Raw genomic sequence first — 21,552 nt, forward strand, 5'->3', positions numbered from 1 at the left:
TGCTACCGTCGCATCAGAAGCCGCGTGTTGTCGGAGGACTGCGGCAACGTGTTCTTGCACCTTCGGTGCAATGCCGGCGGGCCGCCGGCGCTCCATGCAATCCGGCTCCATTGGTAAGAGCACATACTGCTTCGTACTTCAGATGGCTAAAGTGTTACAGAACCACGAATTCACACGAATGGACACGAATGAACATTTGAACCGGGGGACAATATACCGGATCGCCAGAAACATATCGACGGATTTCTTCGGCCCGCTCAAACCAGTCGTCCTCACTTGATTTTTCTGTGTTCTTTGCGCTCTTTGTGGCTCGAAATCCAATCCCCGCCTGCCGGGGTTATATTCCGACCGGCAATGGTGTAGAATTGCCCGCTGTGACCGCCGCCGTCCGGAATTTCGCGCGCGCCCGGGAAGCGAAGCGCGCGATGACGCCGGGCGTCAACCCAGCGGTCCTCCGTAACCTCCAAGGAGCACAGGTAATGAGATTTGGTTGTCGTCCCCTTTCTTTTCTGCTCGCGCTGGCCGCATTCGCCGGCGCCGCAAGCGCGCCGGCGCAGTTCCATTTTGAGCCAGGCGACCATATCGCCTTCCTCGGCAACAACCTGGCCGACCGCATGCAGCATCATGGCTGGCTGGAAAGCTACCTGCACAGTGCGAACCCGGACAAGAGCCTGGTGATCCGCAACCTGGGCTTCTCCGGCGACCAGGTGGCCCTCCGCCCGCGCAATGAAAACTTCCCCAGCCAGGATTTCTACCTCCGGCACATCGGCGCGGACGTAATCTTCGTCTTCTTCGGCTACAACGAGTCCTACAGCCGCGATCCCGAAAAGTTCAAATCTGAGCTGCGCGCGTTCATCGATGAATTGCAGGCCAACCAGTACAACGGCGAATCCGCGCCGCGGATCGTGCTCTTCTCCCCCATCGCGCACGAGAATCTGGAATCGCCCAATCTCCCGGACGGCAACGAAAACAACCTCTGGCTCTCGATCTACACCGACGCCATGGCCCGCGTCGCCGCCGAGAAGGGCGTCGGTTTCGTCGATATCTTTGCGCCCTCCCGCGATCTTTACGCGCAGAGCGGTGCGCCGCTCACGATAAACGGCGTCCACCCGAACAGCGACGGCAACCGGGCCATCGCGCGGGCCATCCTGGCGGGCCTCGGCCAGCCGGTGGTCGAGGATCACATCGACACCATCCGCGCGGCCGTGCTGGAGAAAAACTGGTGCTGGTTCAACCGCTACCGCGCCACCGACGGCAACGACGTCTGGGGCAGCCGCTCCACCCTGACCTTCGTCGATGATCAAACCAATGCCGAAGTGCTCCAGCACGAACTCGTGATGCTCGACGTCATGACCGCGAACCGCGACCAGGTGGTATGGAGCGCGATCCGCGGCGAGTCGGTTCCGCCGGACGACAGCAACGTCCCGGACCCTGTGCAGGTCATCACGAATTTCGACAGCCGCCCCAACGGCGGCAACGGCTCGCTCGACTTCGTCCCCGCCGAGAAGGGCGTCGAAACGCTCACCCTGGCCCCGGGCATGAAGGCCAACCTCTTCGCCTCCGAGGCTCAGTTTCCCGAACTCGTCAACCCTGTGCAGATGGATGTCGACCCCCAGGGCCGCATCTGGGTCGCGGCGTGGCAAACCTATCCCAAGTGGCAGCCCGACCAGCCCATGCTCGACCAGCTCCTCATCCTGCCGGACGACAACCGCGACGGCGTGGCCGACCGGGCCATCACTTTTGACTACGTCCACAACCCCACCGCCTTCACCTTCTGGAACGGCGGCGTCATCGTCGCCTCCGCGCCCAACATCTGGTTTCTCAAGGACACCGACGGCGACGACAAGGCCGATCACCGCGAGATTCTCTTCAGCGGCATCGATTCGGCCGACACGCACCACGCCGCGAACAATTTCGACGACGGCCCCGACGGCTACGTCTACTACCAGCGCGGCGTGTTCCACGTGAGCAACGTGGAGACCCCCTGGTCGGTCGCGCACCTCTCCGGCAAGACCGGCATGTACCGCTTCAACCCGCGCACCTTCCGCTTCGCCTTCCACGCGGACAACTCGCCGAACCCGCACGGCGGCGATTTCGACTACTGGGGCTACCAGTTCGCCACCGACGCCACCTCCGGCCGCGCATTCCAGGTGCGCATGGACGGCGGGGGCGGCTATGAAATGCACGAGCTGCTGGAGAAAACCGTGCGCCCCGTGCCCTCCAGCGGCATCCTCTCCAGCCAGCACTTCCCCGAGGAAAACAACGGCAACTACATCATCCTCAACTCCATCGGCTTCCTGGGCATTAAGCAATACACGCTGGAATATAAGGAAGACGGGACCGTCTGGGGTACGGAAACCGACGACCTGCTTGTCTCCAGCGACGGCAACTTTCGTCCCGCCGATTTCGCCATTGGCGAGGACGGCGCGCTCTACGTCGCCGACTGGGCCAACCCGCTCATCGGGCACATGCAGCACAACATTCGCGATCCCAGCCGCGACCACAAGCACGGGCGCGTCTACCGTATCACCGTCGAAGGCCGTCCGCTCGAAGATCCGGCAAAGATCCACGGCGAGCCCATTCCCGCCCTGCTCGACGTGCTCAAGCACCCGACCAACAGCGTGCGCGTGCGCGCGCGGGCCGAACTCAGCGCGCACCCGACCGAGGCGGTGATCGCAGCCGCCGCCGAATGGATCAAGCAGTTCGACGGAACCAAAGCCGACGACGCGCACCACCTCCTGGAAGCGCTGTGGCTCCACCAGCAGCACAACGTCGTCAACGAAGGCCTCCTGACCGTGCTCCTGCACTCGCCGGAGCGCCACGCGCGCCACGCCGCGCAGCGCGTCAAGTACCAGTGGGAAATCGATGGCATGCTCGGCCGGAACGACGTTGTCGACATGTCGCACCACGCGCACATGGACCACTCCGCCGAGGACGCGGTCCGCGCCTCGCAGGATTTCCGCCGCCAGGCCCCCTCCCCGAACCCGAAGATGGACGGCGACACCCTGGTAATCCATATTCAGACGCTCAAAGAGCAGATGAAGTACGACCGCAGCGCCTTCGCGGTCGGCCCGGGCATGAAGGTCCGCCTCGTGTTCAAGAACCCCGACGCCATGGATCACAACCTGATCATGGTGCAGCCCGGCGCGACCGCCGAAGTCGCCATGGCCGCCATGATGCTCGGCGCCGAGGGCATCGCCAAGGGCTGGACCCCCGAGAGCAACAAGATCCTCTTCGCGTCCGAGATGCTGTCCATCGGCGAGGAAGAGACGATCGAGTTCGTGGCCCCGACGGAGAAAGCGATCTACGAATATCTCTGCACCTACCCCGGCCACTGGACGCTGATGAACGGCAAGATGCACGTGGTGGACGACCCGCTCAAATGGATGGCCGACAACAAGGCCACCACGGTGACCACGGGCGGCGCGCGGGTATTTGTGAAAGAGTGGACCGCCGCCGAACTGAAAGGCGCGCTGGGCGGCCTCGATTCCGGGCGCGACCTCGTGCGCGGAAAGCGCATCTTTGAGGAGGCCTCCTGCAACCAGTGCCACCAGACCGGCGAGGGCGACGCCCTCGTGGGGCCGGATCTCGCCGGCGTTCGCGACCGCCTCGACCCCGCCGCGCTTCTCGTGGAAATCCTCGAACCCTCCCACGTCATCAACGACGCTTACAAGTCCTGGCAGATCGAGATCGAAACCGACGACCTCCTCGCGGAGACCTCCATGGTCGGCCTCATCGCCGAGGAGACGGACGAATATGTCCGCATCGTCGCCAATCCGCTTCAGGATGCCGAAGGCGTGAAGATTCCGAAGGATCAGGTCGGCGAACGGACCGCATCGCCCCTCTCGGCCATGCCCACCGGCCTGCTCAACAGCTACCAGCGCGGGGAAATCCTGGACCTGATGGCCTATCTGCAATCCCTGAAGGCCGCCGAATAGGGAGGTTTGGCGCCCGGCCTGACCCATCATTCATCGGAATACGCAACGCGCGCGATCAATCCCGATCGCGCGCGTTTTCTATTCCGTAATTCTTTAGCGGAATGAAGTTGACTTGATTACTCCACGACACAAACCCGCCCCGCAACGGAAGGGCGGACCAATGGGAGCGCGGGCGGCCCGCCCGCATCGCGCCGAAGGCGCGAATTTGATCAACGGGGGTGGTCCGGGTACAGTCTTCCTCCCGATCAAATGTGCCGACATTGCGAACACGCTTTGCACCTCCGGTGCATTGCAGGCGGGGACGCCTGCGCTCCCAGCCTTGCGCGCTCTCCTCGTAGTGTCGCGGCAAGCTAGCAAAAAGACTGGCTCAACTTCAGACGGCTAAAGTATTACCATTTCCCAGACGTGCCGCGCGATCGCACCCGAAGGGTGCGTTCGTGCGCACGTGGCAACAGAAGCCCCACACCTCCAGCATAAACCCACACGCACCCTCACCACCCCAAACGTGCCGCGTGATCGCACCTGAAGGGGGCGTTCGTGCGCATGCGGCAGCAGGAGCCGGATACCTCCGGCATCAACCCGCACATGGTTCCGGCGCGCCCATCAGGGACCCCCGTACGCCGCCTCCAGCGCCGCAATATCCAGCCGGTCCATCGCCATGATCGCCTGCATCACGCGGTTACGGCGCGCGGGGTCCGGATCCCGCATCATGCGCCCCACCGCCGCCGGGACCACCTGCCAGGACAGGCCGTACTTGTCCCGCAGCCAGCCGCAGCGTTGTTTCTCGCCGCCATCCGAGAGGTTCTCCCAGAGATGGTCCACTTCCTCCTGGGTCTCGCAATGGAGGATGAACGAAACCGCCGGCGAAAACTGAAACATCGGCCCGCCATTGAGCGCCAGGAATTTCTGTCCCTGAAGCGTGAATTCCACCGTAAGTGCCGTCCCCGCCGGCAACGGCGCGCCCTCGCCATAGCGCACCACCTCGCCAATCTGCGAATCCTCAATAAGGGAGGCGTAAAACGCGACCGCCTCCTCCGCCTGCGTGTCGAACCACAGGCACGGGGTGATTCCCTGCATGGTCATGTCTCCTTCATTGTAGGCCACCCTATATCCTGACGACGAACAACGGCTTTCGGAAAGGACAATTCAACGGGCGTGGGCTGCGGGCATTCGGCAGTCCGTGTTTGATACCGTAGGATAGGCGGAAATCGGAGAATCAGCTGCAGAAGGATACTTTCGATGAGAAGACTGCCCACAATTGCCACACTGACCGCCCTGGTTGCCGGTATCACCGCCGCGCAACCAAAAGACTTCAATGCCTACCCGGAACACATCACGCCCTACCTCCAGCGGATGTTCTCCGATGGCCAGGGCAAGTTTGCCTGGCGCGACAATTACCCCGGCGGCGTCGACGCCTGGCGGAACGAAACGCGGGCGGCGCTGTCCGACCGGATCGGGCTTGGCGCCATTGCGGCGCAGGCGGGCGCCTTCGAACCGCGCGTGATCCTCAGCCCGCCGGACGACATGGGCGGGTACACGCGCCAGCAAGGCGCCATTGAAACCGAGCCCTCCGTGACCGTGGCGTTCTGGCTCCTGAAGCCAAAAGGTGACGGCCCCTATCCGCTCGCGCTCCTCCCGCACGGCCACGATACGGCCGGCCACGACACGCACATTGGCCTGGCGCGCAGCGACGGACACCGCAAGAAAATCGAAGAAGAAGACCGCGATGTGGCGGTGCAGGCGGTCGAACGCGGCTTCCTCGCCATTGCCCCCGCCACGCGCGGTATGGCCGCCGGCGGCGTGCCGGATCTCCACGACCGCCACGGCAAACGCGACTGCCGCGCACAGCAGATGCACTGCCTGCTCGCCGGCCGCACGGCGATGGGCGAGCGTGTCTGGGACATGATGCGCCTGATCGACTGGGCGGCGGCGCGGGACGATGTGGACGCCTCCCGGATCCTGGTCATGGGCAACTCGGGCGGCGGCATGGTCACCATCTACACCGCCGCCCTCGACACGCGCGTCACCGTCGCCGTGCCCTCCTGCTCCTTCTGCGCGCTGGCCAGCCCCTCGGGCTACATCTACCATTGCGACTGCAACCTCGTTCCCGGCCTGCTGGATTTCGGCGACCTGGCGGATATCGCCGGGCTGACGTCGCCGCGCGCCATGCTGGCGGTAAATGGACGCGAGGATCCGCTCTTCGACCCGAAGGACGTCGAGCGGGCCGCCGGGCGCACGAAAGCCATTTACACCGCCGCCGGCGCCCCCGATCGCTTCGATCACCAATGGGGCCACGCCGGCCACCGCTTCTACAGCGACTTGATGTGGCCCTTCGTGATGGCGCATATCGGCGAATAGGGGCTGGGCCGCGGCCTGGAAAACCTTGCACCGCCCCCGTGTTCCCGGGCATGCTGATGGCGCAGGCAGCCGTGCTTTCGCCCGCATGAAGTATGAATCGATACAACCAGAAAACGAGGTGCGCCCATGGACCGACACAAGACCCCCGCCCGCGCCGCGCGCGGCATCACCCGCCGTACGCTGCCCGCGCTTGCCCTGATCGCCACCATCGCGCTCGGAGCGGGCGCTTCCGACTGGACCCAGTTCCGCGGCCCCGGACAGGATGGCATTGCGAACGCCACCGGCCTCCCCGCCACCTGGGACGACACGGCCAACATCGCCTGGAAGACGCCGCTCCCCGGACCGGGCGGATCCAGCCCAATCGTCGTGGGCGATCGTGTGTTTCTCACGTCTTATTCGGGCTATGCCGAATCCATCGAGAATCCGGGCAATATGGAGGATCTTATGCGCCACGTGGTCTGCCTGGACCGCGCCACAGGCAAAGTGATCTGGCAGAAGGATTTCAAGGCGAAGATGCCCGAATCGGCCTATGTTGGCGGCAACAACACCCGCCACGGCTACGCCAGCAGCACCCCAACCAGCGACGGCGAATCCCTTTTCGTCTTCTTCGGCAAGTCGGGGGTGTTCAGCTTCGATCTGGACGGCAACGAGCGCTGGACCGCGGACGTGGGCGAAGGCACGGATGGCTGGGGCTCCGCCACGTCGCCCGTGCTGCACAACAACCTCCTGATCGTGAACGCGGGGGTGGAGAGCGGCGCGCTTATCGCACTGGACAAGGCCACCGGCCAGGCTGTCTGGCGCGCGGGCGACGTCAGCCGCACCTGGGCCACTCCGGTCCTCGTCGAGGCCGGCGGACGCACCGAGGCGGTCCTGAACCTTCCCGGAAAAGTCGCCGCGTACGACGCCGAAACCGGCAAAGCGCTTTGGCATTGTGAGGGAATTCCCGACAGCTACGTTTGCCCCTCCGTCATTGCGCACGATGGCGTTGTGTACGCCATTGGCGGGCGCCGCAGCCAGGTAATGGCGGTGCGCGCGGGCGGCAGCGGCGACGTGACGGGTTCGCACATTCTCTGGCGCACGGAAAAGGGCAACAACGTCACTTCGGCGGTACTCGTGGACAATCATCTCTACTGGTTCCACGAATCCCGCGGCGTGGCTTACTGCGCGAATGCCGCCACGGGCGAGATCGTGTACGAAGAAAACCTCGAGCCGAGGCCCGGGCTGATTTACGCCTCCATTACGGTGGCGGACGGCAAGCTTTACGCCACCTCGCAGGACAACGGAACCTACGTGGTCGCGGCGAAGCCGGAATTCGAGCAAATCGCCGTGAACACCTTCGCCAGCGACTCTTCGCGCGTCAACGCGTCGATCGCGGTGGATCGGGGACAGCTCCTGCTGCGGACCGACCGGGCAATCTACTGCATCGGCAACAAATAACCCCTGCACGCAAAAGCATCAGCGCGGGCGGACCGGATTCTCTCCAGTCCGCCCGCGTTTCTCATAACCCGAAATCCGCGTCGCTCGCGGGAAACCAGCGCGCCAAATCCGCCTTCACCGACGCCAATTCATCCCGGCCCGCCAGGTTCGTCCACTCCAGCGGATCCGCATCGTGATCGTAGAGCTCCTCGCTGCCGTCGGCATACCGGATATAACGCCACCGCGCGGATCGCGCCGAATGGTTGCCTCGGCCATAGGTCGTCACCGCCGGGCGTTCCCACGCCGCCGCGGGATCCTCAAGGAGCGGTCGCAGGCTCCGCCCGTCGAGCCCGTCCCGCGCCGGCAGCCCGCACAAGTCGGTCAGGGTCGGGTAAATGTCGATAAGCCCCACCGGCGTCGCGCAGCGCTGTCCCGCCGGTATGCCCGACCCCGCGAAAATCATCCCGTTCTTCGTGGCCTCTTCCCACAGCGCGAACTTGCGCCAGTGCAATTTCTCGCCCAGGTGCCAGCCATGGTCCGACCACAGCACCACCAACGTGTCGTCCCGGTGCGGGCTCGCGTCCAGCGCGTCCAGCACATGCCCCACCTGCGCATCGGCAAAGCTGATGCTCGCCAGATACCCCTGCACCGCCCGGCGCCACTGATCGTGTTCCACCACCCGCTTGTGATCCGAGTCCGTCCGCGCCATCGCCCGCCCCGCCGCCGGCACGTCGTCCAGATCGTCCGCCCGCGTCTCCGGCAGCGTCACCTCGTCCAGCGGATACATATCAAAGTACTTTTTCGGCGCGTACCACGGCAGGTGCGGGCGAAATATCCCGCACGCCAGGAAAAACGGCTGTTCCCGCGGCTTCGACAGCTCCGCCGACACCCAAGCCGCGACCTGGCCGTCCCCCATGGCCGAATCGTCTACGTCCAGCGGCCCCCAGTCAAAGTGGCGGCTCGCCGCGCCCCCGCCCTGCCAGGGGATCGAAGGCGGATTCGGGTCATCCGGTTTGCAGGTGTCCTGCGACGGCCAGTATGCCTGCCACGACGCGGGATGCTGGAAGGGACCATGGTAGATCTTGCCCGCGCCCCGCGCCGAATACCCGTTCGCCATGAAATGCTGCGAAAGCGTGGCCGCCTCCGACAACACCGGGCTCTTCCGCCAGTCCTGATCGTTCATATAGACGCCCGAACGCGACGGTATGATGCCCGTCATCAGCGCCGCGCGCGACGCATTGCAGAGCGGCGCGGGGCAATACGTGTGCGTGAACGCCGTGCCCCGCGCGGCAAGCCGGTCCAGGTTCGGCGTCTTCACGTCCGGGTGGCCGCCCTGGTAGCCCGTCCAGTCGTTCAGATCATCCATGGAAATGAACAGCACATTCCGCGGACGGCCCGCGCCGCCCGAAGCCGCCCCGCCGCCCAACACCAACGCGCCCGCCGCCGCTGACATCAGAAACGCCCGCCGTGATTGCCCTGGATTGCTCATATCGTTCTCCTCGCCCGCTTACATTGCTGAAACGCAGTCATTCCGCGGCAAATGTAGGATAGCCGTCCCGGCTGTCCACGGCGCCGAAAGGCGCGACTTCGCCATCCTACCACAACCCATCCGCGCGTTGATCCCGCCCCGTTCCGCGCTATACGCTGTATGCCATCATGAACTCCGTCCAAGCGACAACCACAAGAGGAAGTACCATGCTCCACTTCGCACTCTGCGGACTCCTGGCCCTCGGCGCCATCGACAACAAACCCGAGCCCAAGCCCCCCGTCAAGCTCATCTACGACACCGACATGGGCAACGATGTCGACGACGCCCTCGCCCTCGGCGTCATCCACGCCCTGCAGGATCGCGGCGAATGCGAGCTCCTCGCGGTTACAGTCACCAAGGACGAGCCGATGTCCGCACCCTTCATAGACGCCGTCAACACCTTCTACGGCCGCCCCGATATTCCGATTGGTGTTGTGAAGGACGGCCCCACGCGCCAGCCCAGCAAGTTTACGCCCATCGCGAAGTATGAGGAAAACGGCGCCCTCAAATACCCCCACGACCTCGCCAGCGGCGACGACGCGCCCGACGCCACCATGCTGCTGCGCCGCATCCTCGCCGCCCAGCCCGACGGCTCCGCCGTCATCGTCCAGGTCGGCTTCTCCACCAACCTCTCCCGACTCCTCCAGAGCGAAGGCGACGACTACTCCCCCCTCGACGGCAAAGAGCTCGCCGCGCGCAAGGTCAGGTTCATCTCCGTCATGGCCGGCGCCTTCAAACCCTTCAACGGCCAGCCCCACCCCGAATACAACGTCGTCAAAGACATCCCCGCCGCCCAGCATCTTACGAAGGAATGGCCCACGCCGATTATCTACAGCGGATTCGAGATCGGCATCGAGACCGCCCTCTACCAGGACAGCCTCAAGTTCGACTACAACTACCGCAAAGATCACATTCTCGACGTCGCATACCACCACTACCACGATCAGTACCGCGACCAGCCCTCCTGGGACCTCACCAGCGTCCTGTACGCCGTCCGACCCGACCGCGGCTACTTCGATCTCTCCGTGAAGGGCCACGTCCACTACGACGACGAAGGCTACACGTTCTTCCGCGAGCACCCCGAAGGCAAACACCAGTACCTCATTGCGAGCCCCGGCCAGGCCGAGCGCGTCAAAGAGGGCCTCGCCAACCTCGCCAGCCAGCCACCCGCCAAGTGAACAACCCCGCGCCCCCGGGCCGCGCGAACAGCCGCCGGTCCGGGGGTTTTGATTTTCGGTAACTATTTAGCGGAATGAAGCTGGCTTGATTCCTCGACGATACAATCCGCGCCTCAACGGAAGTGGGGACGAATGGGAGCGCGGGCGGCCCGCCCGCAACGCGCCGGAGGCGCGAGTCTGTTAAACAGCGGTAGTCCGGGTCCGATTGTCTCGCCGATCAAGTGTGCCGATATTGCAAACACGCCATGCACCTCCGGTGCATTGCAGGCGGGGACGCCCTCCTGCGGCGCGTCTTCGACCTGCGCTCCCAGCCTTGCGCGCTCTCGTCGTAGGATCGCGGCATGACAAGAATGGGCTGGCGCTACTTCAAACGGCTAAGGTGTTACGGATTTCGAGGCGCCGGCCCGGCGGGATGTCCAGCGTGCTGGAGGAGATGGTGGGGTTAGCGGAAATAGACTTTCAGCGTCTTGATTTCGAAGGGGGCGATGTTGAATTCGGCGGTGTCATCGCGGGTTTTGAGGGGGGTGTCTTCTTCTTCCATGAGGTTGCAGGAGACGGCCTTTTTCACCGGGCGGCCGAAGCTGATTTCGACGGGGCCGCGGGTGTTTCCGGCTTCGTAGAGGCGGATGATGACGGCGTTGTCGGCTTCGGCTTTTTTCACGGCTTCGACGAGGACCTTCGGGTTACTGACCTGGCAGAAGGCAATCGCGGGGGCCGCGCCGCCGGTTTCCGCGCCGGGCGCGGCGGTCAGGGGCGCGTTGAGCGCGTAGGCTTCGCGCACGACGCTCTCGACCGCGAAGGGTCTGTGGTGGGGGAGGAGCGCGTAGGTGAATTCGTGGGCGCCGATATCCGCCTGCTCGTCGGGGCAGCGGGGGGAGCGCAGGAGGGTCAGGGAGAGCATGCCGTCGAGGGTGTCGTAGCCGTACTTGCAGTCGTTCAACAGCGCGACGCCGTAGTCGCCCTCGGAGAGGTCGACCCACTTGTGGGCGCAGGCCTCGAAGCGGGCGCGGTCCCAGGAGGTGTTCTCGTGCAAGTTGCGGAGGACGTGGCCGAACTGGATCTCGGCGCGGATGTGCGGCGCGTGGATGTCGAGCGGGAAGCCGGCCTTGAGGAGCGTACGCTCTTCCCGCCAGTCCACGCGTGTTTTGAAATCGATGCGGCGGGTGTGCGCGTAGACGTGCATGTCCTGAACGAGTCGGGAGCGACGCCCGATCTTCCAGGCGGAGCGGATGGCGAGGAAGAGCGGGCCATCGGCCAGCAGCTCGCGGGATTCGAGGTTTTCCACCGTCTGGACGTGGTCGCGGTAGTAGCGGTCGATGTCCCAGGCGTCCCAGAAGAGGGGCATGTCCTCGGCGGTGTAGAACTGGTTCAGCGCGGCGCCGGGCTGGACGATATCGCGGTTCGCTTCCTTGTCGACGAGTTGCTTGATGCGCCCGGCCTTGTCGAAGGCGATGGTGTAGTGCGGCGTTTCGAGGCCCTTGCCGGAATAGCGGAAGGGCGACGTTACTTCGGGCTCCCGGTCGCGCAGGGCGATGGGCGCGACGCTCAGGCTGCCGGCGCGAACGCGCACGGCGAGGCCCTTGGGCGTTTTCTGGCAGGGGAGCGCGCGCCCCTCGCCGTCGCAGGCGGAGGTGGCGTCCGGATCGGGGATGAGCGCCAGGTCTTCGCGGTTCCAGGAGAGCGGGTTCGCGACGATCCAGGCGCGTCCTTCGGCATCGGGGATGAGCTGGCCGGCCAGGGCGGCCAGTGCGTCGCTTTTGAGGGCCGTGAGCTTCTCTTCCAGCCGCGCGTATTCCGCCTCCGCCACCTCGTAGACGCGCCGGATGCTGGAGCCGGGGATGATGTCGTGGAACTGGTTGGTGAGGAGGACGCGCCAGTAGGATTCCAGCGTGGCGGCGGGATAGGGCGCGCCGAAGGGCATGGCCATGCTTGCGTAGAGCTCCACTTCGCGCAGGAGGAATTCCAGCTTCCGGTTGTAGCGCTTGGTGCGCGCCTGCGCCGTGTAGGTTCCCCGGTGGTACTCCAGGTACAGCTCGCCGGACCACACCGGGCGTCGGGCCGGGGCCTCGCGAAGTTCGCGGAGGAATTCCGACACGTTGACCCATTCGGTTCGGACGCAGCCCTCGAGATCGGCCATGCGCGCGGCGTACTCGCACATTTCGCGGGTCGGTCCGCCGCCGCCGTCGCCCCAGCCGACCGAGCTCAGCGTGGCGTCCTGGACTTCCTTATGTTGTACGCGATTCCAGACGTGTTGGGAGGCCTCCGGCAGCACCGGCGCGTTGTAGCCCATGAATTCGCCCATGGTGTTGATGTAGTGCGTGAAGATTTGCGTGCCGTCGATGCCCTCCCACAGGAAGGTGTCGTAGGGGAAGCGGTTGGTGTCGCCCCAGTTGATCTTGCTGGTGACGAAGTTCTGGATGCCGCTCTTCCGGAGGATCTGGGGCAGGGCGGCGCTGTAGCCGAAGACATCCGGCAGCCACAGCGTGTCGCCGGTATAGCCGAAGAGCTCGCGCGTCTTCTTGCGGCCCTCCAGGAACTGCCGCACGAGGGATTCGCCCGAGGGGACATTGCAGTCCGCCTCCACCCACATGCCGCCGTTGGGCTCCCAGCGGCCTTCCTTGACCCGCTTCTGGATTTTCGGGAGGAGGGCCGGGTAGTGCGTTTCGATGACGTCGTAGAGCCAGGGCTGCGACTGCTGGAAGCGGAAGCCGGGGTACTGGTCCATCAGGTTCAGCACCGTCGAGAAGGATTTCGCGGCCTTGCGGATCGATTCGCGGACGGGCCAGAGCCAGCCGATATCGATATGGCAGTGGCCGGCGATGCCGACGCGCGGGGCGGTGGGGCCATTTTTCAGGGCCAGCGCGGGCGCGAGGGCCTTGCGCGCCGCCGCGGCCGCCGCCTCCAGCTCCGCTTCGTCCGCCCATTGCATGGGCACGAGGTTCAGCGCGTTGTTGAGCGCCGACAGGATCTTCGCGCGGCGCAGGCTGTTCTCGTCGAGCATGCGTGCGGTCCGGTAGAGGACGTCCGCATCGAAAAAGAGCCCCGCCACGGCCTCGCGCTCGCAGACCAGCGCGCTGCATTCGAGCGGGAGCGGCGGCTCCACGCCCGGATCGCGTTCCGTGAACTGGTGCGTGTACATACGCGGCTCCGCGTAGGCGTCGAAGCCGGGAATCGGGTGGCCCGTGTAGGCCTCCACGTGGAGCAGGTGCGTTTCGCCGCCCCGCGCGGGAGCGTGAAGCAAGACCTCCTCGTGGGCGTGGTTCATGCCGGCAAAGGGCGCGCCGTCGACCCAGAGGAGCTTGTCGGTGTGGCTGCGGTGGCGGTAGAACACGCGCCGCCCGCGCGCCTCTCGGGGAATCTCGATTTGCGCGCGGAACCACGTTGTGTTCCAGTGGGCCCCGAAGGTCGAGCCCACCGGCGCGGGCGCCCAGCCGCTCCCCTCCGGCGGCGTGCGCAGGTGTTCGTCCGTCTCCCACTCTTCCAGCGGGACCTCCGCGAGCACGGCGTAGCGCCAGGCCCGCAGTTTTTCGATGCGGCGGCCGAGTTTCTCGATTATCTTCGGGGGTAGCATGGGAATCCTTCGCGGTGTTCGGGCGGGCAGAGCCGAGCCGCCCTTGATGGCGGGGATTCTACCACAGCCCCGCGTCGGGCGGGAGGAGAGGCCCGACCGGAATCGCTGGACGCCATTGCGGCCACCTACCCCGGTCCCCTGCCCGTGGACCCGTTCAGCGGCGGGCCGCTCCAATACCGGCTCGAGCGACGGCTTCGTGTTGTACAGCGTGGACCGCGACGGGGTCGATGATGGCGGGACCGCCGGCAGCCGCAGCGAGGGGGATTTGGTCTGGACCGCCACGCGGTAGCCGCCGCCCCTGAAAGCCTCTCGTTCGGGTATGCATCGGGGTGGGGTTGATATACTCCATCAACCGCCACCCCAACCCGACAAGGAATCACCCCGGTGGAAATCGAAACCCCACGGCTCCGGCTGCGCCCCTGGCGTCCGGAAGACAAGCGTGCTCTCCTGCGCCACGCGGACAACCCCAACGTCGCGCGCAATCTCACGGACATCTTCCCCTCGCCCTACACCGAGGCCGACGCCGGTCGCTGGCTCGACGCCCGCGCGAACGACGAAGGTCCCTGCCGGCTGTTCGCTATCGTGATCGACGGCGAGGCCGCCGGCGGGATCGGCATTCACGGGCGTGAGGATGTCCACGCAAAGACTGCGGAGATTGGGTACTGGCTGGGCGAGGTCCATTGGGGTCAAGGCTACATGACCGAAGCGTTGCGGGCTCTCTTGCCCTACGCCTTCGCCACTTTCGATCTCCACCGTCTCGAAGCCTATCATTTCGGCTGGAACCCCGCTTCGGGGCGCGTGCTGGAAAAGGTCGGCTTCCGCCTGGAAGGCTGCCTCCGCGAACGCATCTGCAAGAACGGCGTCTATACCGACAGCCTCATGTACGGGCTGCTCCGGGGTGAGTTTCTGTAATTGCGTTCGATGATTACCGTGCCGCGCGCCTCATTCTACTCCAGGAGTGGCAGGAGTCCACTTGAAAAGCGACAGCCGTCATCCCCACGGAAGGGGCTGTCGGTTTAACTGGTGCGGATGCCTCAAAACCTACAATTTTGTACTAACGCCCTACAGCGTCATTCCCGCGAACGCGGGAATCCAGCGGAATTCGGAGGTTTGTACGATCGCGTTGCTGGATCCCCGCGTTCGCGGGGATGACGGATCTTTTCATTCCTTCCATAGTGTAGGGTGCGTTAAGTAAACCGACAGCCCCGGAAGTGGGAATTCGGCGAACGAGCAACGCGACCCTTACAAATCCTCTGGATTCCCGCTTTCGGGGCTGTCGGATTAACGTGTGCGGCGAGCGCATTTCCTACAATTTTGTGCTAACGCCCTATGGCGTCATTCCCGCGAAAGCGGGAATCCATTGGAACTCGGAGGTTTGTGCGTTCGCGTTGCTGGATCTCCGCGTTCGCGGGGATGACGGATCTTTTCATTCCTTCCATAGTGTAGGGCGAGTTAAGTAAACCGACAGCCCCTTTCGCGGGAATGACGAATACTTCCAGTGTTTGAGGGCATTTCGGATCCACGGGCGCTATACCTCAGACGGTCAAAATACTGCGGGAATACGAATTTTCGCACGACGGGCGCATTCAGGCGGGAATGACGCGTGTCCGGCCGTGCTCCCGGGCTTTGGGCTTGGGCTTGAGCGTTATCTCAACATCGATATCCAATGCGTTGAGAAAGCGCATCAGCCGTTCGAGCGTGAATCCCTTTAGGTTTCCGTTTACTATGGCGGAGACCTTCGCCTGGTCAATGCCCATGATTTCGGCGGCCTGGCGCTGGGTCAAACCGCGCGCTTCCATGGCATCCTGAATGTGCATCGCCATCGTTGACTTAACAAGCGCCCGCTCCGGATTTCGAAACCCAAAATCGCGATACGGGTTCTTCGAGCATTTGAACTTTTCTATGCTGCTGTCGACGGGCATGGATTCGATTCCTCATGTGGCTATTTGGGCCGGTGTTCTCTACTCAGTGCTTTGAGCCTGGCTCGAACTATATCCATTTCTTTCCTGGGGGTTGCTATGCCCCGCTTTGATTTCTTCTTGAACGCATGTAGCACATTGACTGTGCCCGGAAATCGCGTCGTGTAGATCACGCGATAGGCATCGCCGGCGTGGCCGTACGGTATCTCCATTTCACGGGCGCCCGGAAATCCCTTCAGTGGTTTGGCCAATTGGTGTTTTCGACCATTACACGCCAGGAAAAGCCCGTGAAGCATTACCTCTTGAACTTCCAGTGGAAACTTCCGAAAATCCCTTTGGCTACCCGCGCAAAACAGCAAGTCGTCCATGGACGAGCGTCCTCACGTATCCCCGATTGCCATGCCGCGAATATACAGATCGACCACCCGAATGATGCCATATCTGGCATGCTCTGTCAATAAGCGCCCCACTAAGGCAGCCGCAGTTCGTTCGGGCGGGTCCATTTGATTTTCGACGCCCATACGCGGCCCTTGCCGCCGTGTTTTTCGGGTTCACCGGATTGGTGCATGCCTTCGCCGACGGTGATCCAGGTTTCGTGGGGGCTGACGGTGACGACGCCGAAGTTGCCGAGCATGGCGCCGCGTTCGGGGACGACGATCTGTTCGGTGGCGCGGATGATGCGCATGGATTTGGTGTCGACCTGACTCATGAAGAGGGGGGCGCGGTATACGTAAGGCCCAAATGGGCGTGAGAAGTGCTTGACAGCGGGAGCGCGGCAGTTTATGTTGGGAGGAGGCTGGTACGGAGGGAGTTTTCAATGATCGATGAAGACTTCAGACAACGTGCGTTACGGTTGTCGACCTTTTCGCTCCCCCAACGAAATATCGGCGTGTCGTCGCAGGCAATCATGCCGGCTGTGTTCATGACGTCCGGGGCCGGTGATCGTAGTTGGCGCGGATATTTTCCGGTTGCATCCCGGCGCCCGCGTCGACATGTTGTTTCGACAATCGGAAAGGCAATTCGGGGCCATGAGTAACCGGCGATGGATTATTGTGCTTGTATTGCTGGCCGCTCTCGGCGGCTTCCTGTGGTGGCAAAGCGGCGTCGGTTCAGATGACCCTCGGGAAGTAGCGATTGGCGGTTTGCCGCAGGACTCCCAGAAAGGGGGCGATTCGCGCGAGGAGCCCCGGCCTGAAGTCCCGTCGGATGTTGTCGCCGAGGCGCCCGACGTCGCTCAAGACGCGGCGGCCGATGCCGCGGAGCAGGAGCGATTGGACCGCCTGCTCTTTCCCCGGCTGGACGATAGCGAGTGGGCGATCGAGGGCCGGGTATTGGACGAGAAGGGCGTTCCGCTGCCGGGCGCCAGCATCTCCGCGATGCCCCTTGGCCGGTCGCTACTTGAAACCACCCATGCGGAGTCGGATGCCCGGGGCTTTTATCGAGTCGGCGTCATAGACGAGGGGCGTTATCGGGTGACGGCAGAACTGATTCCCAAGAGCTCAGAAACGCACGACGAAGTGCTTGCGGGCAGCACGGGCGTGGACTTTGTCCTCGGGCTCAGGGGCGCGGTCGAGGGGCGGGTGCTGGACAGTCGAACGCGGGAGCCCGTGACGAGTTTTCAGATTGGCTTTCTGCGGGGGCGGATTCCAGATCCGAATCCACCCGGTGGATTTCAATTTCGGGGCCAGGGGGATCTGGAGGGGCGCTTTCGCCTGGAGAACGTGGAGGCGGGCGATGTGAGCCTCTTCGTGCGGGCTTCGGGTTTCGTCAACGCCGCTGTAATCGTGAACGATGTCCCTCCCGGCGACACGGTACGGGGAGTTGAAGTGTACCTGGAACCGGCATATACCATTTCGGGGCTTGTGGTGGACAGCTCCGGAGCGCCGGTGGCCAATGCCGAGGTCGTGGTGTACGAGGCGGGTAGTGTTATCTACCACACATCGCCCACCTCCCGTAGCGACGAAAGCGGCGGTTTTCTCGTCGGCGGTCTGGTGGTCGGGGAGTATGTCGTCAACGGGCGTCACGAGGATTACGCCAGTGGGGAGGCGGCATTCACCATTCCAACCGCGGACCCCGTAACGGTTGTTCTACTTGCGGGCGGCGCCATTGAGGGGCGGGTAACGCTGGGCGGCTTTTCCGTCCCCGGCGCCCACATGTACATCAGTTCCGACGCAATCGCACGCGAACTTACCGCCAGAACGGACGGGGAAGGCCATTATCACGTCACGGGCGTGACACCGGGCGTGGCGCGTGTTCGCGCGTCGATAGGAACGCACCCGATCACCCGATCGCGCTCGGTGGAATCGCAGGTCCGCGTGGGAGAAACCGCCGTAGCGGACATCGAATTCCCCCTGGCCGACGCGTCTATCGAGGGGAATATCTACGGCGCGAATATGGAGCCTGCCGAAGCTTCCATCACGCTGATTGTCGATTCCGCCGGGCATATAGAACATTTCCGGAAGTCCCGCGCGTTGGGCGCCTACGCTATTGAAGAAGTTCCGCCCGGCCCGGCGACGTTGGAGGCGCTTAGTGAGCAGGGGCTCCTGAAGCGAATTACGGTTGAACTCGTTGCGGGCGAGACACTGCTTCAGGACATCCATCTCGACACGGGTTTTGAAATCGTGTGCGCTTTTTCGGTTCCCGGAAGTGAATTCGACGAAATCTGGGCCGTGGCGATTGCGGGCGAGCTCCCGCCGCCGGAGATGACGCAGACGGGATTGAACGAGGTTCGGGCGCTGGCCGCGGCTTCGGCCAGATCGCAGCACGGGGAACCGGTGCTATTGGGCGGATTGGAGCCGGGAACCTACACGGTTTTCTCCTGGGCGCAACCGGTGGACTTTCACTTCGCACCCCGCGATACGTGGCCCGCGCTTATCGCCGACGCGCCAGCGGCCCTGGCTGTTGTGACGTTGGGCGAGGGGAATGAGCGGGAGGAAATCGAGCTCGTGCTTCGGTAGGGCCTGCCATTGCGGGAGAAGCGTTGCCGGACGAGGGCGATTCATCACGGCAGCTGCGATTCGCTCGGGCGGGTCCACTTGATTTTCGACGCCCACACGCGGCCTTTGCCGCCGTGTTTTTCGGGTTCGCCGGATTTGTGCATGCCTTCGCCGACGGTGATCCAGGTTTCGTGTGGGCTGACGGTGACGACGCCGAAGTTGCCGAGCATGGCGCCGCGTTCGGGGACGACGATCTGTTCGGTGGCGCGGATGAGGCGCATGGTTTTGGTGTCGACCTGGCTCATGAAGAGGGGGGCGCGGTGGCGGATGACGTGGTCGTTGTTCGCGCCTTTGCGGGTGTAGACGAGGAAGAGGGCGTCGTGGTGGGTGACCCAGTGGGCCTGGGTGTTGTAGCTGCCGATCTCTTCGCCATCGTCGAAGAGCCAGGGCTGCTTTTCGCCGAATTTGAGGTCGGGTCCGGCCGAGGCGACGTAGGCGCGGTCGTCGTTGCGGAGGGTGAGGTAGTAGCGGCCCTGGAAGCGGGTGAGCGAGGGCTCGTAGACCCCGCGGGGCGTGTCGTGGGTTACGGGTGTGCTGTGCTCCTTATACGTAACGGTGGTCCCGTCGAAGCCGCAGCGCATGACGGTGCTCGCGTAGGTTTTGGCGTCCTCGGACTTGAAGTAGATGGGCACGAGGAGATCGCCGTTGTCGTCCACCAGCCACTGGCCGCAACCGTTGCCCGAATTGAAGAACTCGGGGCGGTCCGGCATGGCGACGGTGCGCCAGCCGCTCCAGGTGTTGGTATCGCTGTCGAAGATCGAGAAGGCGGTTTCGCGCGGGCGCGGATCGGGCATGAGCTTGCCGTCCCGGTAGCGGACGGTGTGGCCGAGGCCGAGGAGCTTTCCGGCCTGCGGGTGCCAGCCGGGGGTGAAGTCGCAGACGCCGACCGTAGTTTCTTCGTCCTCCTCGCGCCAGGCGAGGCTTTCCGGGGTGGCGACGGGGCTCCAGGTTGCGCCCAGGTCGTTCGTCCGTATGAAGCTGAGGCCGGAGAAGTAGTCGGAGACGTTTACGAACCACTTCTGCATGGTGAGGACGACGGCGGGCGGTGCGCCGTTCCGGGACGGCACGATGCCGGCGCGCGGGTGAAACCAGCAGGATTCCCCGTCGAATTCTTCTATAACCACCTGTAAATCAATGGTATAGGCCAGGTTATCGACGCCCTGGACGGGGTGGGGGCCGGGGGCGGGATCGGGACCGGCGGCGGGCAACAGGGACGCCAGGGCAAGCAAAACGAGGGACATGGGAGGCCTCCAAGGTCGGGTGATTTGAGGTCCCATCGTACGGGAGCGATGGGGGCGGGTCAAGCCCTGTTCGGGGCGTCGGCGGTGGGGTGGAAGAATAATTTGACATGGGGCTCGTACAAAGGCGATAATACGCCTCTTGCCAGAACCAAGCGTGTTTCACGGGCGATGTTGGCACGTAAACGGGAGAGCGATCTGCCGTTGACATGGCCTGTGTTTTTTTGCTATGCTTCTGGGCCGTTGTCTGGACCGCGTTCTGCTGTCCGCACAATCCGTTTCCCATACAGGAGTTGTCGATTTGCCAACGATCAATCAGCTGGTACGAAACTGTCGCAAGACGAAGGTTTCGAAGACAAAGTCGCCGGCCCTGAAAGCCTGCCCGCAGGCTTCGGGGACTTGCACGCGCGTCTATACCATGACGCCGAAGAAGCCAAACTCGGCCCTTCGGAAAGTGGCCCGCGTGCGCCTGAAAAATGGCATGGAGGTGACTGTGTATATTCCGGGCATTGGCCATAACCTGCAGGAGCACTCGCAGGTTATGATCCGCGGCGGTCGTGTGAAGGATCTTCCCGGTGTTCGCTATCACCTGATCCGCGGCGTCCTGGATTCCCAGGGCGATTGCGGCGGTACGGCGGCTGTCAAGCAGGACGGCGGGAAAGAGATTCATACGGGCCGCTGGGTGAGCCGCTCGAAATACGGTGTCAAGAAACCGAAGCGCTAGAGGATAGGCTTCGTCCCTGTTTACGAGTAGCAAAGGCTAATGGAACGATAAGATGGCTCGACGGAGAGAAATTCAAAAACGGGAAATCCTGCCTGATCCGAAGTACGGCAGCGTTACGCTCTCGAAGTTTATCAACGCGGTAATGGTTGATGGCAAGAAGAGCGTGGCGGAATCCATCGTCTACGGGGCGCTGGATTTGGTGAAGGCCAAGCTGCCGGCCGAGGACCCTCTGTCCGTCTTTAACACGGCCGTGGACAACGCGAAGCCCCTGCTTCACGTGAAGTCGCGGCGCGTGGGTGGCGCCACGTACCAGGTGCCGGTCGAAATTGCGCCGGCAACCCGGACGGCGATCGCCTTCCGCTGGATGATCGAGTTTTCCCGCAAGCGCGGGGAGAAGACCATGCGCGAGCGCCTGGCCGGCGAACTGCTGGACGCCTACGGGCGTCAGGGCGCCACGATCAAGCGGAAGGACGATACCCACCGCATGGCGGAAGCCAACAAAGCCTTTGCACATTTCCGGTTCTAGTACTGTGGCGCCAGCCCGGTTCTCGCCCCTCGGGGCGAGCGCCTGACTCGCCCGGCGCGTCAGATAGATAGTAGCCGGCCACTTTCACGCGCATTCCGTGTGAAGGGGCTGGTGTGTGTTCGCGTGTCCCCAACGGGGCCCGCGATCGTGCGGCGCGCCG

At 63.7% G+C, this 21,552-nt stretch carries 15 protein-coding genes; 8 read left to right on the plus strand and 7 right to left on the minus strand.

Translation table 11 applies throughout. From position 1 onward, the window contains the following. Positions 1 to 479: 479 nt before the first annotated feature. Positions 480 to 3,938, plus strand: a complete 3,459-nt coding sequence (locus KF886_11435; protein ID MBX3177967.1) for a c-type cytochrome — start codon at positions 480 to 482, stop codon at positions 3,936 to 3,938. Positions 3,939 to 4,541: 603 nt separating this feature from the next. Here the strand turns inward: KF886_11435 and KF886_11440 are convergent. Continuing rightward, positions 4,542 to 5,021, minus strand: a complete 480-nt coding sequence (locus tag KF886_11440; GenBank protein MBX3177968.1) for a VOC family protein — start codon at positions 5,019 to 5,021, stop codon at positions 4,542 to 4,544. A gap of 156 nt (positions 5,022 to 5,177) precedes the next feature. Between KF886_11440 and KF886_11445 the strand changes: the two genes are divergently transcribed. Both KF886_11445 and KF886_11450 read left to right on the plus strand, forming a co-directional pair. Beyond that, positions 5,178 to 6,296 (plus strand): acetylxylan esterase, encoded by a 1,119-nt coding sequence (locus tag KF886_11445; protein ID MBX3177969.1) that lies wholly within the window; start codon positions 5,178 to 5,180, stop codon positions 6,294 to 6,296. A gap of 126 nt (positions 6,297 to 6,422) precedes the next feature. Beyond that, complete coding sequence (locus tag KF886_11450; protein ID MBX3177970.1) at positions 6,423 to 7,733, plus strand: PQQ-like beta-propeller repeat protein; 1,311 nt, start codon at positions 6,423 to 6,425, stop codon at positions 7,731 to 7,733. A gap of 61 nt (positions 7,734 to 7,794) precedes the next feature. Here KF886_11450 and KF886_11455 read toward each other — a convergent pair whose 3' ends face one another. Next, positions 7,795 to 9,201 carry a sulfatase gene (locus tag KF886_11455; GenBank protein ID MBX3177971.1) on the minus strand — a complete coding sequence of 469 codons (1,407 nt, stop codon included), beginning with the start codon at positions 9,199 to 9,201 and terminating at the stop codon, positions 7,795 to 7,797. Positions 9,202 to 9,407: 206 nt separating this feature from the next. Here KF886_11455 and KF886_11460 point away from each other — a divergent pair, with 206 nt between their 5' ends. Beyond that, complete coding sequence (locus KF886_11460; protein ID MBX3177972.1) at positions 9,408 to 10,418, plus strand: nucleoside hydrolase; 1,011 nt, start codon at positions 9,408 to 9,410, stop codon at positions 10,416 to 10,418. Between the two features lie 442 nt (positions 10,419 to 10,860). Here KF886_11460 and KF886_11465 read toward each other — a convergent pair whose 3' ends face one another. After that, positions 10,861 to 13,989: an alpha-mannosidase gene (locus KF886_11465; protein MBX3177973.1), complete on the minus strand. Its 3,129-nt coding sequence runs from the start codon at positions 13,987 to 13,989 to the stop codon at positions 10,861 to 10,863. Between the two features lie 384 nt (positions 13,990 to 14,373). Here KF886_11465 and KF886_11470 point away from each other — a divergent pair, with 384 nt between their 5' ends. Continuing rightward, on the plus strand, positions 14,374 to 14,901 hold the full coding sequence (locus KF886_11470) for a GNAT family N-acetyltransferase (protein ID MBX3177974.1): 528 nt from the start codon (positions 14,374 to 14,376) through the stop codon (positions 14,899 to 14,901). 674 nt (positions 14,902 to 15,575) lie between these two features. Here KF886_11470 and KF886_11475 read toward each other — a convergent pair. The 3 genes from KF886_11475 to KF886_11485 all read right to left on the minus strand — a co-directional run bounded on the left by KF886_11475 (position 15,576) and on the right by KF886_11485 (position 16,593). After that, positions 15,576 to 15,911 (minus strand): XRE family transcriptional regulator, encoded by a 336-nt coding sequence (locus tag KF886_11475; GenBank protein MBX3177975.1) that lies wholly within the window; start codon positions 15,909 to 15,911, stop codon positions 15,576 to 15,578. A gap of 20 nt (positions 15,912 to 15,931) precedes the next feature. Further along, positions 15,932 to 16,276 (minus strand): type II toxin-antitoxin system RelE/ParE family toxin, encoded by a 345-nt coding sequence (locus KF886_11480; GenBank protein ID MBX3177976.1) that lies wholly within the window; start codon positions 16,274 to 16,276, stop codon positions 15,932 to 15,934. 101 nt (positions 16,277 to 16,377) lie between these two features. Continuing rightward, the gene (locus KF886_11485; GenBank protein MBX3177977.1) at positions 16,378 to 16,593 is read right to left on the minus strand and encodes a hypothetical protein; all 216 of its coding nucleotides are present in this window, start codon (positions 16,591 to 16,593) and stop codon (positions 16,378 to 16,380) included. A 343-nt stretch (positions 16,594 to 16,936) separates the two neighbouring features. Here KF886_11485 and KF886_11490 point away from each other — a divergent pair, with 343 nt between their 5' ends. Beyond that, complete coding sequence (locus KF886_11490; GenBank protein MBX3177978.1) at positions 16,937 to 18,865, plus strand: carboxypeptidase regulatory-like domain-containing protein; 1,929 nt, start codon at positions 16,937 to 16,939, stop codon at positions 18,863 to 18,865. 44 nt (positions 18,866 to 18,909) lie between these two features. On the opposite strand, the gene KF886_11495 is transcribed toward KF886_11490, so the two are convergent. Next, positions 18,910 to 20,145 (minus strand): exo-alpha-sialidase, encoded by a 1,236-nt coding sequence (locus KF886_11495; GenBank protein ID MBX3177979.1) that lies wholly within the window; start codon positions 20,143 to 20,145, stop codon positions 18,910 to 18,912. 298 nt (positions 20,146 to 20,443) lie between these two features. On the opposite strand from KF886_11495, the gene rpsL reads away from it, so the two are divergent. Both rpsL and rpsG read left to right on the plus strand, forming a co-directional pair. Further along, positions 20,444 to 20,866, plus strand: coding sequence for a 30S ribosomal protein S12 (gene rpsL / locus KF886_11500; GenBank protein ID MBX3177980.1), 423 nt, complete (start codon positions 20,444 to 20,446; stop codon positions 20,864 to 20,866). A gap of 52 nt (positions 20,867 to 20,918) precedes the next feature. Then, positions 20,919 to 21,392 carry a 30S ribosomal protein S7 gene (gene rpsG / locus KF886_11505; GenBank protein MBX3177981.1) on the plus strand — a complete coding sequence of 158 codons (474 nt, stop codon included), beginning with the start codon at positions 20,919 to 20,921 and terminating at the stop codon, positions 21,390 to 21,392. Positions 21,393 to 21,552 lie beyond the last annotated feature (160 nt).

The sequence above is a fragment of the Candidatus Hydrogenedentota bacterium genome (assembly GCA_019637335.1).
Classification (GTDB): domain Bacteria; phylum Hydrogenedentota; class Hydrogenedentia; order Hydrogenedentales; family JAEUWI01; genus JAEUWI01.